This is a genomic window from Streptomyces virginiae, assembly GCF_040638905.1.
In the GTDB taxonomy this organism is placed as follows: domain Bacteria; phylum Actinomycetota; class Actinomycetes; order Streptomycetales; family Streptomycetaceae; genus Streptomyces; species Streptomyces virginiae_B.
Map to the genome: position 1 here is coordinate 31,609 of NZ_JBEZYV010000026.1, position 16,095 is coordinate 47,703.

Annotated in this window: 7 protein-coding genes; 6 read left to right on the plus strand and 1 reads right to left on the minus strand. The window is 68.4% G+C overall.

Annotation, left to right across the window (positions count from 1 at the left end; genetic code table 11):
- Positions 1-76: 76 nt before the first annotated feature.
- The 4 genes from AB0F82_RS28130 to AB0F82_RS28145 all read left to right on the plus strand — a co-directional run bounded on the left by AB0F82_RS28130 (position 77) and on the right by AB0F82_RS28145 (position 5,027).
- Positions 77-1,474: a helix-turn-helix domain-containing protein gene (locus tag AB0F82_RS28130; RefSeq protein WP_362632347.1), complete on the plus strand. Its 1,398-nt coding sequence runs from the start codon at positions 77-79 to the stop codon at positions 1,472-1,474.
- A gap of 125 nt (positions 1,475-1,599) precedes the next feature.
- On the plus strand, positions 1,600-2,757 hold the full coding sequence (locus AB0F82_RS28135; protein ID WP_356810136.1) for an acyl-CoA dehydrogenase family protein: 1,158 nt from the start codon (positions 1,600-1,602) through the stop codon (positions 2,755-2,757).
- Positions 2,758-2,763: 6 nt separating this feature from the next.
- Positions 2,764-3,639, plus strand: a complete 876-nt coding sequence (tesB, locus tag AB0F82_RS28140; protein WP_362632350.1) for an acyl-CoA thioesterase II — start codon at positions 2,764-2,766, stop codon at positions 3,637-3,639.
- 134 nt (positions 3,640-3,773) lie between these two features.
- Positions 3,774-5,027 carry an acyltransferase family protein gene (locus tag AB0F82_RS28145; RefSeq protein ID WP_362632352.1) on the plus strand — a complete coding sequence of 418 codons (1,254 nt, stop codon included), beginning with the start codon at positions 3,774-3,776 and terminating at the stop codon, positions 5,025-5,027.
- A gap of 68 nt (positions 5,028-5,095) precedes the next feature.
- Here the strand turns inward: AB0F82_RS28145 and AB0F82_RS28150 are convergent, their stop codons facing one another.
- Positions 5,096-8,992 (minus strand): FG-GAP-like repeat-containing protein, encoded by a 3,897-nt coding sequence (locus AB0F82_RS28150; protein ID WP_362632354.1) that lies wholly within the window; start codon positions 8,990-8,992, stop codon positions 5,096-5,098.
- A 621-nt stretch (positions 8,993-9,613) separates the two neighbouring features.
- Here AB0F82_RS28150 and AB0F82_RS28155 point away from each other — a divergent pair.
- Entirely contained in the window at positions 9,614-15,652 is a 6,039-nt protein-coding gene (locus tag AB0F82_RS28155) for an RHS repeat domain-containing protein (protein ID WP_362632356.1), read from the plus strand.
- The gene (locus tag AB0F82_RS28160) at positions 15,649-16,095 is read left to right on the plus strand and encodes a hypothetical protein (RefSeq protein ID WP_362632358.1); all 447 of its coding nucleotides are present in this window, start codon (positions 15,649-15,651) and stop codon (positions 16,093-16,095) included. Before AB0F82_RS28155 ends, AB0F82_RS28160 begins: the two co-directional genes overlap by 4 nt.

The window sequence follows — 16,095 nt, forward strand, 5'->3', positions numbered from 1 at the left end:
GAGCGTAAGCGGGCCACAGGAGGGTGGGGAGTGTACGTTTCATCCATCTGGCCCTACTGATGTGTACGGAGTATCCATGCCTGCCGCTCCCCGCGATCCGGAGTACGGCAACGGACCCGCCGGGGAGCCGCTCACCCCGCCGGTGCTCCTCGCCTCGCTGCTCGCCGACCGGGAGCTCGGCCTGCGCCACCTCGCCGGGCCGGCCGCCGCCGGGGTGCACGGCGTGCACGCCTCCGAGATGCCCGACCCCTCCCCCTACCTGCTCGGCGGGGAGCTGCTGCTGACCGCCGGGGCGGGGCCCGCCGAGGACCCCGACGGGTACGTGGCCCGGCTGGCCGGGGCGGGGGCGGCCGCCGTCGGCTTCGGCGTGGCCCCGGTGCACGAGGAGGTCCCGGTCGCGCTGGCCGAGGCCTGCGCCCGGCACGGGCTGCCGCTGCTGGAGGTTCCGCCTCGGACCCCGTTCTCGGCGGTCGCCCGCGCGGTGGGGCGGCTGACGGCGGAGGCCCGGACCCGGGACCTGCGCCGGACCACCGAGGCCCAGCAGGCCCTGGCGGCGGCCGCGGCCCGGCCCGATCCGGTCCCGGCGGTGCTGGCCCGGCTCGCCGCGAGCCTGGGCGGCTCGGTCGCCCTGTGGCCGGGCGCCCGGACGGCGGGTCCGGAGCTGCCCGCCCCGGCCCGGGAGGCGCTGTCCGCGCTGCTGGCCCGGGTCGGCCGCGAGGGCGGGCCCGCCACGGCCACGGACCGGGCGGGCGGACACCACCTGGCCGCCTACGCCCTGGCCGGGCGGGCCGCGCTGGGCACCGCGACCGCGACGCGCGCGCCCGGCGACCACACCGTGGCCTCGGTGGCCGCCGTACTGCTGACCCTGCTCACCGCCGAGCGGCCTGCCGGGGCCGAAGCCGCGGCCCTGACCCGGCTGCTGCTCGACGGGGATCCGGCCGCTGCCCTGACGGCCGGGCCGTGGTACGCCGTCCACGCCCGGGGTACCGGGGATCCGCAGGCCCTCGCGGCCGCGCTGGGCACCGTACTGCTGGCCCCGCACGAGGGCGGCGTGCGGCTGCTGACCGACCGGGAGCCGGGCGCGCAGCCGGGATGGCGGCTGGGGGTGAGCGCACCTGCGGCGCCCGACGCACTGGCCGCGGCCGACGCCCAGGCGGAGCGGGCCCTCCAGCGCGCGGAGGCGGCCCGCACCCCGCTGGCCCGGCACGCGGACGCCGGCTTCGCGGCCTTGGTCGGGGAGGCCGAGGCCCGCGCCCACGCCGAGGCCCTGCTCGGTCCGCTCTCCCCCGCCCTGCGCGAGACCCTGCGCGCCTGGCTGGCGCACCACGGCAGCTGGGACCGCACGGCGGCCGCCCTGGGGGTCCACCGCAACACCGTGCGCCAGCGCGTGGCGCGCTGCGCGGTCCTGCTGGAGCGGGACCCGGACGATCCGGACGTGCGGATGGAGCTGTGGTTCGCGCTGCGCCGGGAGTGATCCGGCCGCGGGTGTGACGTACGCGCGTGCGACCGAGTCTGGACAGCGCGGCCAACTCGTCGGTAACTTAGTCTGAGCAAGCGCTTAATTTAGGCGGCGGACCGCCGCGACGAAGGGAGCCGGCCGTGCGCCGTACGGTGTTCAACGAGGACCACGAGGCGTTCCGCGAGACCATCCGCGCCTTCATCGAGGCCGAGGTCGTCCCCGTCTACGACGAGTGGTTCGCTGCCGGACAGGCGCCGCGCGACTTCTACTACAAGCTCGGCGAGCTGGGCGTCTTCGGCATCAACGTGCCCGAGGAGTTCGGCGGCGCGGGCCTGGACACCCACAAGTTCGAGGCCGTCCTCTACGAAGAGACCTCGCGCGCGGGCGTGAACTTCGGCGGCTCCGGCGTGCACGTGCTGCTCGCCCTGCCCTACCTCAAGATGCTCGCCGACGACGAGCAGAAGAAGCGCTTCCTGCCGAAGTTCGTCTCCGGCGAGGAGATGTGGGCGCTGGCGATGACCGAGCCGGGCACCGGCTCCGACGTCGCGGGCATGAAGACCACCGCCAAGCTCTCCGAGGACGGCACCCACTACGTCCTCAACGGCTCCAAGACCTTCATCACCGGTGGCGTCCACGCCGACCGCGTGATCGTCTGCGCCCGCACCTCCGCCCCCAGCGAGGACGACCGCCGCTTCGGCATCTCCCTCTTCGCCGTGGACACCAAGTCCGAGGGCTACTCCATCGGCCGCAAGCTCGACAAGCTGGGCCTGAAGACCTCCGACACCGCCGAGCTGGCGTTCGTCGACGTGAAGGTCCCCGTCGAGGACCTGCTCGGCGAGGAGGGCAAGGGCTTCTACTACCTCGGCCACAACCTGGCCTCCGAGCGCTGGGGCATCGCCTTCGGCGCTTACGCCCAGGCCGCCGCGGCCGTCCGGTTCGCCCAGAGTTACGTCACGGAGCGCACCGTCTTCGGCAAGCCCGTCGCGCACTTCCAGAACACCAAGTTCGAGCTGGCCGCCTGCCAGGCCGAGGTGGACGCCGCCCAGGCCGTCGCCGACCGCGCGCTGGAGGCCCTGGACGCCGGCGAGCTGACCCCGGCCGAGGCCGCCTCCGCGAAGCTGTTCTGCACCGAGGTCGCGCACCGCGTCATCGACCGCTGCCTGCAGCTCCACGGCGGCTACGGCTACATGAACGAGTACCCGATCGCCCGCCTGTACGCCGACAACCGCGTCAACCGCATCTACGGCGGCACCAGCGAGATCATGAAGTCGATCATCGCCAAGTCGATGGGCCTGTAAGTCCCCTTGAACGAGGCACTGACGGATCTCCTCGATCTGCTCGACCTGGAGCAGATCGAGGAGAACATCTTCCGCGGCACCAGCCGCACCTCTCTGGTGCCGCGCGTGTTCGGCGGCCAGGTGGCCGCCCAGGCCCTGGTCGCGGCCGGGCGCACGGTGCCCGCGGACCGTCTGCCGCACTCGCTGCACTCGTACTTCCTGCGCACCGGCGACTCCGGCGCGCCGATCGTCTACTCCGTGGACCGGATCCGCGACGGGCGGTCCTTCACCACCCGGCGCGTGGTCGCCGTCCAGCACGGCCAGCCGATCTTCCACCTCTCCGCGTCCTTCCAGACGTACGAGGAGGGGCTGGAGCACCAGGTCCCGATGCCTGCGGCCCCGGACCCCGAGTCCCTGCCGACGGCCGCCGAGGCGCTGCCGCCGTACCGCGAGACCTTCCGCGACCCGGGCACCGTCGAGCGACTGCTGGAGGCGCGCGGCGCGGTGGACCTGCGGTACGCGACCACCCCGCCCTGGGGCACGGTCGGCGAGCCGCTGGAGCCCCGCTCGCAGGTCTGGTTCCGCACGCAGGGCAAGCTCGCGGACGACCCGCTGCTGCACACCTGCCTGGCCACCTACGTCTCCGACATGACCCTGCTCGACGCGGTCCTGCTCGCGCACGGGCGCGGCGGCTGGGCGGTGGGCGACGTGGTCGGCGCCTCGCTGGACCACGCGATGTGGTTCCACCGGCCCTTCCGCGCGGACGAATGGCTGCTGTACGACCAGGAGTCCCCGTCGGCCCACGGCGGCCGGGGCCTGGGCCAGGCCCGCATCTACACCCAGGACGGCCGACTGGCGATCACGGTCATCCAGGAGGGCGTGGTCCGCATCCCGCGGACGTGACCGCGCGGGCGCGGTCACGGTCGACCGCACGGTCGACCGTGACCTGCACCACTTCGCACGAAGTGGATTGGACATCGGGCGCTGGGCCCCGGCAGCCTTTGGCGGTTGACCGAACCAGGGGATAGGCATCGTAAGTGGATACCCGCACTTCTCGGTGGTCGGGGCGGTGGTCCCACGGCACCGTTGCCGAACTGCTGACCGGCCGAAACAACAGCCTGGGCTTTATCCGGCTGATTCTGGCGGCGGCCGTTGTCGTCTCCCACGCGCGTGTGCTCGGTTTCGGAAAGACCGAATTCGGCCACTCATTCACGCAGGGCCAGGCCGACCTCGGAAAGTGGTCGGTCTACGGGTTCTTCATCCTCTCGGGGATCCTCGTCACCCGCAGCGGAATACGCCTGGGGCTGGGCAGGTTCCTGTGGCACCGGGCGTTGCGCCTGCTGCCCGGGCTGTGGGCGTGCCTGTTCCTGACGGCATTCGTTGCCGCTCCGGTTCTGCACTGGAAACTGCACGGGAGCCTGGACGGTTTCTGGGGGCACGCATGGGGCCCCGTGGAATACCTGCGGTCGAACGGCGCGATCCAGCTCAACCAGAACGATGTCTCCAATCTGATGTCCGACGCCATGGCCAAGGGTGTCGCTCATGACCGGAGCATCGACGGGGCGTTGTGGTCTCTGTACTACGAGGTCCTCTGCTACGGAGGCGTGGCGCTCCTGGCCCTGACGGGCGTCCTCGCGCGCGCCCGACGCGCGGTGCTGCTGATCGCAGGCCTCCTCGGATGGCTCGTCATCAGGCAGGCCGCCGGCGACCGGTTCTGGGCGGGCTCCTTCGACGCGACCTACTTCCACCCGGTCGACCTTCCCGTACTGGGCTTCACGAATCCGGTCCTCGTCATCTACCTCGGGTTCGCCTTCGCGCTGGGAACGGTCATCGAGCTGTACCGCGAGCGGATACCGGTCAGCGACGTGCTCGGCTTCGCCTCGCTCCTGGTGCTCGTGCTCAGCGCGCACTACGGCTTCCTCTTCGTGGTCGGCCTGCCGGCCTTCGCCTACTTCCTGGTCTGGCTGGCGATCCGCCTCCCGGCCCCCTTCCGCCGGGTCGGCGCGCGCAACGACTACTCGTACGGCATCTACATCTACGGCTTCGTGGTCGAACAGGGGCTGGTCATCCTGGGCTTCGCCCGTTGGGGCCTGCTGCCCTACCTCGGTCTGAGCCTCGCGGTGACCGTCCTGCTGGCGATGCTGTCGTGGCACTGCGTGGAGAAGCCGGCGATGCGCCTGAAGGACCTGGGCGGCCGCCGCCGCGGCGCCCGGGGAGCGGAGGCTGCTTCGGCAACGCCGGACCCGGCGGCCGAGGCGGGCGAAAGAGGCAAGGTCGCCGTCCGCTCCTAAGGCCGGCGGCAGCAGGAAGGGGGGTGAGATCCTTACCGGATCTCACCCCCCTCACTGGTTTTCAGGGGTCAGAGGAGGATGTCGTATCCGATCCAGCCGACGCCGATCAGGCTCCGGCCCTCGGGGAGGAAGTCGAAGAAGTCCCCGGTACGGGTCACTCCGACCTGCTCGGGCTTTCCGTCGGCGTTGAGGTCGCCGGCGTAGGGGGTCCACTCCCCGTTCCACCAGCCCTCCCCGACGACGCTGGAAGCACCGAAGCTGACCGAATCGCCACTGCTGGTGTTCGGGTAGAGGTGGAGCTTGCCAGTGCCGTTGTTGCTGTGCGCCATGATGTCGACCTTGTTGTCGCCGTTCATGTCGGTGAACCGCAGGCTGGGCCAGTACCCGGTGTGCCAGCCGACGCCGATGGAGACGCGACTGCCCAGGGTGTCGGTGCCGGTGCCGCCCTTGTGGGGGTAGACCCACAGGTTGCCGTCGCTTCCGCGGCCGATGACGTCAGTGCGGCCGTCGCCGTTGAGGTCGCCGAAGCCGAGGTCGGCGTAGGTGTCCCAGCCCGTGCCGATCAGGATCGGGTTGGCGAGCGTCTCGGTTCCCGTCCGGCCGGTACCCGGGTACAGGTACAGGTCCCCGAACTTGTTGCGGGTGACGACGTCGGAATACCCGTCGTTGTTGAGGTCGGCGGAGTGCACGTCCGTCCAGTAGTCACGCCACCAGCCGTTGCCGGCGAGGTACCGCTGGCCCAACGTGCTGGTGCCCGTACCGCCGGTGCCCGGATAGATCCATAGATGACCGTTGACGTCACGCACCGCCACGTCGGTGTAGCCGTCGCCGTCGTAGTCCGGCCGGCTCTGGCTGCCGCTGCTCCACAGGCTCTGCCCCGAAGCGGTGTAGATGACGAGGACACCGCGGGGCTGGAGCATCGCGTACGAGCCCGGAGTATTGGTCTTGGTACTCCAGAGAATGGTCTTGGCGTCGGCCGTGACCACGACGAAGCTTCCGTCGCTCTGCATGCGGGCCGTCGCACCCGGGTTCCCCCCGGTGCCGGTGGCCCAGAGCTGCTTGCCGCCCTTGCTCAGCATGACGAGGTTGCCGTCGGACTGCATGACCAGCTTGGAGTTGCCGCTGGAGTACTCCTGCCCCGACGTCAGGGTGGTACCGGCCGGGATGCGGGCGCCCGGAACTCCGTCGATCTGGAACTGCGAGCCGAAGGAGGCGATGGTCGAACCGTCAGCGGTGGTCTTGCCCGGCCAGCCGACCATGGTGTTGTCCGCCTGGCGGGCCCACAGGTCAGCAGCTCCGTCGCCGTTGAGGTCGCCGGACGAGCCGATCTGCGGGTAACTCGCCTGGGGCAGACCGGAGTGGACCTTCGTGCGGGGCAGGGTGCCCCAGGTCGTCAGGTCGACCGTGTGCTTCGGCTCCGGGCTCTTCTTCCCGTGCGTGCTCAGGACGTCGCCCGTGGCGTTGTCCCTCAGCAGCAGGTCCGGCACATCGTCCTTGTTGAGGTCCCCGGCGGCGATGACCGTGTACTTGTTCCAGTCGGTGCCTCCGACGAGCACGGGGGTGGCCTCGTCCAGGTCGCCGTAGACGGAGTTGAAGTAGGCCCAGAGCTTGTCGCCCTGCTTGACGAGGATGTCAGGGACGCCGTCGTTGTCGAGGTTGCCCGGTGCGATGATCTGCTCGGCGTTGGACCAGTGGTTCTCCGCAGGCCGCGCGACGGACTTCTCGACAGGCTTGATGACGCTGCCCTGGCCGTTGTTGCCGTAGACCCACAGCGTCTTGCTCGGCAGACCGGGCTTCTGCTGGAGGGCGAGCATGTCGTTGTAGCCGTTGTCGTCCCAGTCGCCCAGATTGGCGACCTGGGCGCCGGCGAAGGACTTGGCGGAGCTGACCATGGCGGAGAACTTGCCGTTGCCCTGACCCGAGTAGGTCAGGAGGCTGCCGAAGAGGTCGTTGCTCCAGATGTCCCGGTTCCCGTCACCGTTGACGTCGTGGGGTACGTCCTTCGCCGCCGCGCGGCCCGCGTAGAACCGGTACACCGTGGTGTCGGAACGGTTGCCGGCGGCGTCCTGGGTGAAGGCGTAGACGAGGTGCGGGCCGGCGCCGGGCGGGGTGATCTGCGCGGTGAAATCAGTGCCTGCGGCGACGGATGCGCTCTTCACCTCCGGGTCCCAGTCGGTGTAGTAGCCGTACCAGACGACGTCCTTGTCACCGTTGGCGGAGAGGGTGAACGCGCCTGCGCTACGCGCTTTACCGGTGCCCGCGGGCCAGCCGCTCGTGCCGTCGGGGAAGACGGTGGAGCTGATCTTCGGTGCGTCCGCCGGACGGGCCCGGTCGACGGTGAACTTGCAGGACTGGGTCCAGCCCGACTGGGCACCGTCCCCGTCGGTCGTCCGCGCCCGCCAGGTGTAGCTCCCGTCGGGCAGGGAAGCGTCCGGGACGCTCCAGGTGACGAACTTGCCGTTGTTCGAAGGAAGGTTCTGGGTGAGGGTGGGGCTGCTCTCACCGGCCTTGAAGATCTGGAACTCCGTGTTCAGGTTTCCCGCGTCACGGTCGGAGGCCGTCGCGTAGAGCCTGATCGCGGTGTTGCCGATCGCGCCGCCCTGCTCGCACGGGACCCAGGGCGAGACACCCGGGTCGGACGGCGTGTTCGGCGGGTTGTTGTACTCGATCTCCAGCGTCACGGTCTTGGGGTCGAACCGCTTCCAGTGGTACTCGTCGCTCTCGTTGGACGCGTACAGGCCCACGGTCATGCTGGACCAGCCGTTCGACGCCGCTTCCCGGACACCGTTGGTGGCGTTGAACTCCAGGTTCCCGGCGGCGCAGGCGGCCCGGCCCTTGGCCGCATTGACCGTGTCGAGCCAATTGCGCTTACCAGGCTGGTAGTTCCACGTCGTGTCCCGCGAGATCGGGCCGGTGGTCCACAGCTCCACGGGCTTCGGGGTGCAGGACCAGGACCAGGTCTCCTTGATCCGGAACGTCGCCTTCGACACCTGGGCGCCCTTGACGGCGGAGGTGTCGACCTGGAAGAAGGACCGCGAAAGCCCGTTCGTTTCGTCCTCGTACCCGACCCGCACGTCCTCCTTCGTGTTCCAGTAGGAGTTGTCCGCCCAGGTGCGGTAGGCCCACGCCCAGTTCTGCCGGTCGCCCCATGCCACCGAGGGGTCGATGAAGACGGGGTACTTGGTCCCGGCACCCTTCAGGAGGGCCTGGTCGGGCTTGATCTCCAGGTTGCCGCCCGTCACGGTGGTGGGCATCTGGGCGCTCTTGGCTCCCGACGGCGTCACGAAGACGTCCGAAGGGGCTCCGCTCGCTTCCGAAGCGGCGCTGGCCACTCCCATCCGTGCAGCCTGCGCACCGTCTCCCGTGGTGGTCGAGTCCCACATCACCGGATTCGGCGAGGTGAAGATGATCTCGCCGGCCGGATTGGTCGCGGTCAACAGACCCGTCGTCGCGTTCTTGGTGACGTTCAGGCCCACCGTGTCGAGCTTGAATTTGAGCGTCGCGAGGTCGGGGTGCTGCGCCGCCGCGGCAGACTTGACCACCAACAGCTGGGAGAAGCCCTCGACCTCGGCCTTCAGCTGGAGGTCGACGTCCGGAAGAACATTGGCGTAGGTCGCCACGTTCTCGGCGAGCGTCGGCTTGGGCAGCGCCTGCGGCCAGGTGAACGACAGGGTCCGCCCGTTCTTCACCCCGGTCAGCAGCGGGCCGGTGCCACCACCGGAGAAGGCGATCGCGACGGCCGAGGCCTTCGGCTTCACCTTCCCGTCCCCCGCGAACTGCAGCGTCGGATCGGTGGGCACCCAGCCACCGGCCTGCCGGACGCGCACCGTCGTCCCGTGGCGCTTGATCGACCACTTACCGGTCGGCAGCGCCCAGGTGTCCGAGGTCTCTGTGCGCGCGGACGTCAGCTCGTAGGGCTGGCCGGTCTCCTTCGCCTTGGCGAGCGCGAAGTCCTCCGCACTCATGGAGCCCTCAGCGACCGGATCAGTGGCCGCGACGGCAATCGTTGAAGGATTAATCACTGTCAATCCGGTAGCGGTTATTCCGCTTATCAGGGCCATCGAGATGGCCCGTGAAATCCCCCGCCCGCCCGGCACGCCGAGCAGGGCCTCTCTTCTTCTCACATGCACTCCATCTGCCCGATATCCACGGGGCTGACTCTACTGGGAGCTTCGGACAGCATCTGCACCCTGACCTGCAATTTTTACGCCGGTCAGGCGCGTGTCATCCCATATGAGCCACTAGTTCCCCTTGGTCCAATTGGAACAATTCCGGGATGCCGGATTGGCGAATTCTGCCTGTTAGTCTGCGCCGTAAATCTTTCTAGAAGCATGGGGTGGGGTGTGAGAAAATTCAGTGCGCGAGGACTTTCTGTGGCGTTGGCCGCAGCCGTCCTCTCGGGCCTGTTGCCCAGCGCTGTAGCCGTAGCGGATGGCAAATCCAAGCCGTCGCTACCGGAGCTCAAGCAGCCGAAGGCGGTACCGGTCAAGCCGGTCCGCGCGGGTGGCGCAAAGAAGGCCGATGACGCGGGTGCGACTCCGTGGAAGGCGCCGAAGGTCTCCTGGCCGGCTGCCGGTTCGGCAGAGGTGAGTCTGACCTCGACTCCGGCCTCGGGTCCGGTCTCGAAGTCGTTCCTGTCGGGTGCTGCTCGCGGGCCGGTCGTCGACCCGGGTTCGCAGCAGGCCGGCAAGCTCCCGGTCGCGGTCTACGTACCGCCGGGCAAGGCGGCCGAAGCACCGTCGAAGGTGAAGGTCTCCGTCGTCGGCAAGGAGGCGGCGCGCAAGGCCGGCGTCGACGGTGTCCTGCTGTCGGTCGGCCGCTCGGACGGCGGAGCACAGGCCGCACCCGCGAACGTCGAAGTGGACTACAACTCCTTCCGCGGCGCCTACGGCGGCGACTACGCCTCCCGCCTGCGCCTGGTGCAGCTTCCGGCATGTGCGCTGACGACTCCGGAGCGCGCGGAGTGCCGTACGCAGACGCCGCTGCAGACGCAGAACGACACGCGCGCGGGCAAGCTGTCGGCTCAGGTGACCACGCAGGGCGCGGCTCCTTCGGCCAAGTCCGCGGGGGTGTCGGCGAAGTCGGCATCCGCGGCTTCGGGCGGCGCGACGGTCCTCGCCACGACGGCCGGTGACGCCGGCCCGACAGGTGACTACAAGGCGACCTCGCTGCAGCCCTCCGGCTCTTGGAGCGCGGGCGGCTCGACGGGCGCCTTCTCCTGGTCCTACCCGGTGGCGACCCCTGCCGTGCCCGGCGGGCTGGGCCCGCAGATCTCGCTCGGCTACAGCTCCCAGTCCGTCGACGGCCGCACGGGCGTGTCCAACAGCCAGGGCTCGTGGATCGGTGACGGCTGGGGCTGGGAGCCCGGCTTCATCGAGCGCAAGTACAAGCCCTGCAACGACGACAAGACCGGTGGCACCAACACCACCAAGGTCGGCGACCAGTGCTGGTTCAACGACAACGCCACGTTGTCACTGGGCGGCAAGTCGACCGAGCTCGTCCACGAGCAGGGCAAGGGCTGGCACCCGGCCTCGGACTCGGGCGAGAAGGTCGAGAAGCTCACCGGAGCCGTGAACGGCGACAACGACGGTGAGCACTGGAAGATCACCACGACCGACGGTACGCAGTACTTCTTCGGCCTGAACCGCCTGCCGGGCTGGAAGGACGCGACCACGCCGACGACGAACTCGGCCTGGACCGCCCCTGTCTTCGGCAACCAGGCGGGTGAGCCCTGCTACAACGCCTCGTTCGCGAGCGCCTGGTGCAAGCAGGCCTGGCGCTGGCAGCTCGACTACGTCGTCACCCCCGGCGGCGACGCGATGGCGTACTACTGGAAGACCGAGACCAACAACTACGGCCGGAACGTCTCCGAGACGACCGGCAAGGCCACGGTCACGCCGTACATCCGCGGCGGCTGGCTCGACCACATCGACTACGGGCTCCGCTCCGACGCCGTCTACAGCGGCAAGGCAATGGCCCAGGTGAAGTTCGGCGTCAGCGAGCGCTGCCTCACCAACTGCGGCACCTTCGACGAGACCAACGCGAAGAACTGGCCGGACTCCCCGTACGACTTGTTCTGCAAGGACGGCTCCACGGAGTGCAAGGGCCAGTACTCGCCGACCTTCTGGTCCCGGATGCGCCTGACCGGCATCCACACCAAGGTCCTCACCGGCGGCGCGTACCAGGACGTCGACTCCTGGACCCTGGACCAGAACTTCCCGCCGGCGGGCGACGGCATATCCACCCCGATGTGGCTGAAGTCCATCTCCCGCACCGCCAAGGCGGGCGCCGCGGAGGACGTCCCGCTCGACCCCGTCACGTTCGCGGGTGAGCAGCGTCCGAACCGGGTCGACAAGACCGGTGACGGTCTGGCTCCCTACGTGCGCCTGCGGATGTCCCAGGTCAACACCGAGACCGGTGGCACCATCGGCGTCACCTACTCGCAGCAGGACTGCACCCCGACCACGCTACCGGCTTCGGACGGGACGAACACGACCCGCTGTTTCCCGGTCAAGTGGGCCTGGGAGGGTGACACCTCCAAGCTCGACTGGTTCAACACCTATGTCGTCAACCAGATCGTGGAGGGCGACAACCTCGCATCGACGCCCGACAAGGTGACCTCGTACACCTACGTCGGCGGAGCGGCCTGGGACAAGGACACCAGCGAGTTCACCAAGGCCGAGGACCGCGTCCACTCCGTCGCCCGCGGTTACGGACTCGTCCAGACCCGCACCGGTGCGGCCAGTGACCCGAAGACGCTGTCCGAGACCCGCTACTTCCGGGGCCTCGACGGCAAGGAGGTGAAGGACGGCGCGGGCGCCGCGGTCATCGACCGGCCCGAGTTCGCGGGCATGGTCCGCGAAACGGCCACGTACGACGGTGATGACACCGCCAAGCTCGTGAGCGCGACGTCGAGCACGCCGTGGCGTTCGGCCGAGGTGGCCAAGCGCCTGCGTCCGGGGCTGCCCAACCTCACCTCCTACAAGACGAACGTCGAGAAGGAGTCGACCCGCACCACCGTCACCGGTGGCACCCGGACGACCGAGACCAGTCGGCACTTCGACGAGTACGGCATGGCGGACTGGCAGTCGAGCACCGGTGACACCGCAAAGGCCGGCGACGAGTCCTGCACCCGGACCACCTACGCGCGCAACACGGCGACGTGGATCCTGGACCGGCAGAGCCGCGTCGAGACCGTCGCGCTTCCGTGCGAGACGAGCGGTGCCACTCCGGCCGACGTCATCAGCGACACCCGGACCTACTTCGACAACGGCACGCTCGGCACCGTCCCCGGGCGCGGCCTGGTGACGAAGACCGAGAAGATCAACGGCAAGGGCGACGGCTACGACATCGCGTCGACCGTCCCGTCGACCTGCGGTGCGGCCAAGGACCAGCTCTGCTACGACCTGTACGGCCGCGCACTGGCGGCCGCCGACGCCTACGGAAAGGTGACCACCACCGCGTACACGCCGGCCATCGGCGAGGTCCCGACCTCGATGACGGCGACGAACCCGCTGGGGCACGCCGCCACCAGCCAGCTCGACCCCTTGCGGGGCCAGGCCACCAAGGTCACCGACCCCAACGGCAAGGTCACCACGACGACGTACGACGCACTGGGCCGGGTGACGAAGGTCTGGGCCCCGAACTGGGCCGCCGAGACCTACCCGGACCTGCCGAGTCGCGTCTTCCACTACACCGTCCGCAACAGCGGTCCCAACGTCGTCACGTCCAAGACGCTGACGCACGACTACGAATACTCCGTCGCACACTCCATCCAGGACGGTCTGCTGCGTGAGCGGCAGACGCAGACCCAGTCGCCCGACCTGTCCGGCCGTCTGATCACGGAGACCTTCTACGACACGCGCGGCCTGGCGTGGCGCACCTCCGGCACCTACTACGCCGACGGCACGCCCTCGCCCGATCTGGTCACGGGACAGGAACTCAACTACCCGTCCTCCACCGACACCCTCTTCGACGGTGCCGGCCGCCCGACTGCGGTGATCGCGAAGAAGTTCGGTACCGAGACCAAGCGCACCACGACCAGCTACACCGGCGACACGACCACGGTCAGTCCGCCCCCGGGCGGTACCACGACCACGACGGTCGTCGACGCGCTGGGTCACACGGTCGAGGTCAAGCAGTACACCGACCCGGCCCGCACCACCTCGCAGTCGACCGTCTACACCTACAACAAGCTCGGTCAATTGAGCCAGGTCACCGACCCGGTCAACGCCAAGTGGACTTATACCTACGACGTCCGCGGCCGCCAGGTCGAGGTGAACGACCCGGACAAGGGCGTCTCCAAGACGGCGTACGACACCGGTGACCGCGTCACCGATGTCACCGACGCCCGCGGTATCACCCTGCACACCGACTACGACGACCTCGGTCGCGCTGTCGCCACCAAGCAGGGCGCGACGACGCTGACCTCGACCGTCTACGACACCGTGGCCAAGGGCAAGCCGGCCAAGTCCACGCGCTACGTCGACGGCAGGGCGTACACCTCGGAGGTCCTGTCCTACAACGACCTCTACCAGCCGCTGGAAACCCAGGTCACCATCCCGTCCACCCCCGACACCGGCGCGATGGCCGGCACGTACAAGTGGACGAACGCCTACAACATCGCCGGCCAGGTCCGCACGACCAGGCACCCGGCCATGGGCGGCCTCCCGGCCGAGACGGTCGGCAGCACCTACCAGCCGGTGTCCGGCCTGCTCGACAGCATGGGCGCGGGCAACACCCCCCTGGTCGGGGCGATGACCTACGACCACTACGGCCGCACGATCCGCCAGGAACTCGGGGCATCCACCCAGAGCCTGTACCGGACGAACGAGTACGACGAGCACACCGGTGCCCTCACCCGCACCGTCACCGACCGGGAGCTCGCGCCCCAGCGGATCGAGGACACCAAGTACACCAACGACCCCGCCGGCAACCTGACGGCGATCGCTTCGGCCTACGGCCAGGATGCCGCCCGGACGACGGACACCCAGTGCGTCAACCTCGACTCCCTGCGCCGCATCACCGAGGCCTGGACCAACAAGGGCGAGACCTGCGCGGCGACGCCTTCCGCAACCGTCATCGGTGGCGAGGACCCGTACTGGACCACGTACACCTACGACGCCGTCGGCAACCGCAAGACGGAGACCAAGCACAAGACCGCCTCGGGCCCGACCGCGGACACGGTCCGCACGTACGCGCCCCCGACGCCCGGGAAGCACAACCTCCCGAAGGTCACCCAGACCGGCACGGGCCCGCACGACGAAACGTTCACCTACGACGCCACCGGCAACACCAAGACCCGCAAGAGCGGCACGGGTGAGACCCAGTACCTCGACTGGGACGCGGAGGGACGCCTCAAGTCCCTCGTGCAGGGCCTGACCACCGACTCGTTCATCTACGACGCGACCGGTAACCGCCTCCTGCGCAAGGAGAAGGACAGCACCACGCTGTACCTGCCGTCCGGCAACGAGCTGAAGCTCGACAAGACGGGCACGGTGACCGGCACCCGCTACTACGGCGGTGTCGCCGTCCGCACGGGCGGCAAGCTCACCTTCACCTTCGCGGACCACCACAACACCGGCACCACCCAGGTGACCGCCGACGCGACCCAGACGGTCACCCGCCGCAAGACGGGCCTGTTCGGCGAGACCCGCGGAACCCAGCCGACGACGTGGACCGGCGAGAAGACCTTCGTCGGAGGCACGAAGGACAACGACAGCGGCCTGACCCACATCGGAGCCCGCGAGTACGACCCCCTGATCGGCCGCTTCATCTCCGTCGACCCGATCATGGACCCCAAGGACGCCCAGCAGCTCCACGGCTACACCTACGCTGCGAACAACCCCTTCACTTTCTCCGACCCCGACGGCCTGAAGTACTTCGAGGGCCACAACACCGACCAGGGCTTCCAGTCCAAGCCCCAAAGCGTTGTCAGTGCGGCTACGAGGTACGGCCACTACGGGGACAACAGGCCCAACAGGACCTGGAATCAAATCAGGAGTGCCCGCCAGATAGCGAAGAGCGGCGGCCGACTGAGCAAGGAAGACATCGTTCTACTCGCGAACGACCTCGACCGCGAGGACTTCCTGAACACGCGCTGGCCCAATTCGTGGCACACGCAGGGGAAACAGCCGTGGGCGCGCCCCGAGAGCCGCAATCCCACCATGAATCTCGCAGAACTGACGCTCTGCGCCGAAAACCCGCTGCAGTGCTGGAAGGTCAAGGAGGTGATGGAGTGGGCGTGGGACGTTTCAGGTTCTGAGCCAGATTCGAACGTAAACAACAACGCCTATCGACACGCCCTTTGGCAGGGTCGCATGACGGCAGAATTCGGCGCCAAGGCAGCTGAATCATGGGCTGAAGCCCACGAGGCCTATTTCCCGTACAAAGAACAGCGCGACCACATTGCCGATCTCTACAACAACGTTCGCGGGAGGGCGATTGGGCAGGACATCCGCCAAGAAGCCAAGAAGGACCACAAGGACGCGGGTGAGTGGCTAGAATCAAAGAACTACGAGCCGCTGATATCTCGAGCCAGAGAATTCGCCAGCTCCGACCAAATCGCAAAGGAAGACTACTTCAAAATCAACATCTCCACCTTGAAACCTCGAGTACGATCGTGAGCGCAATCCTTCGACACGCCAGAGTGCCGGTATTCCTCCTTGCCGCAAGCTTCGCCACCACATCATGCGGGTCGACGAAGCACGACACCGAGGAACTTGCCGCAATGGATGTGACAGGCACCTGGGAGAGCAACAAGGGTGGCCGAATCGTTTTCACGGAAGACGGATCGGTCTCGTTTAGCAACATCACACAGGATCCGTACTGCGTCCCGGAGGATCTTCGGAACGCGGTTCCACGAGCATCCGGAAACGGCACATGGGTGTTCGAAACAATCCCGGACGAGCATCCGGGCGTGCGGATAAAATTCGACACAGGATTGGAGAAACCAGCCCATTGCGGCCTGAATGCATTTTGGGTGGGGAAGCGCCCCTACTCGGAGATGTATCTACGTCAGGACGACGGCATGGGAGAACGCTACAAACGGGATCCCTCGGCACACTGA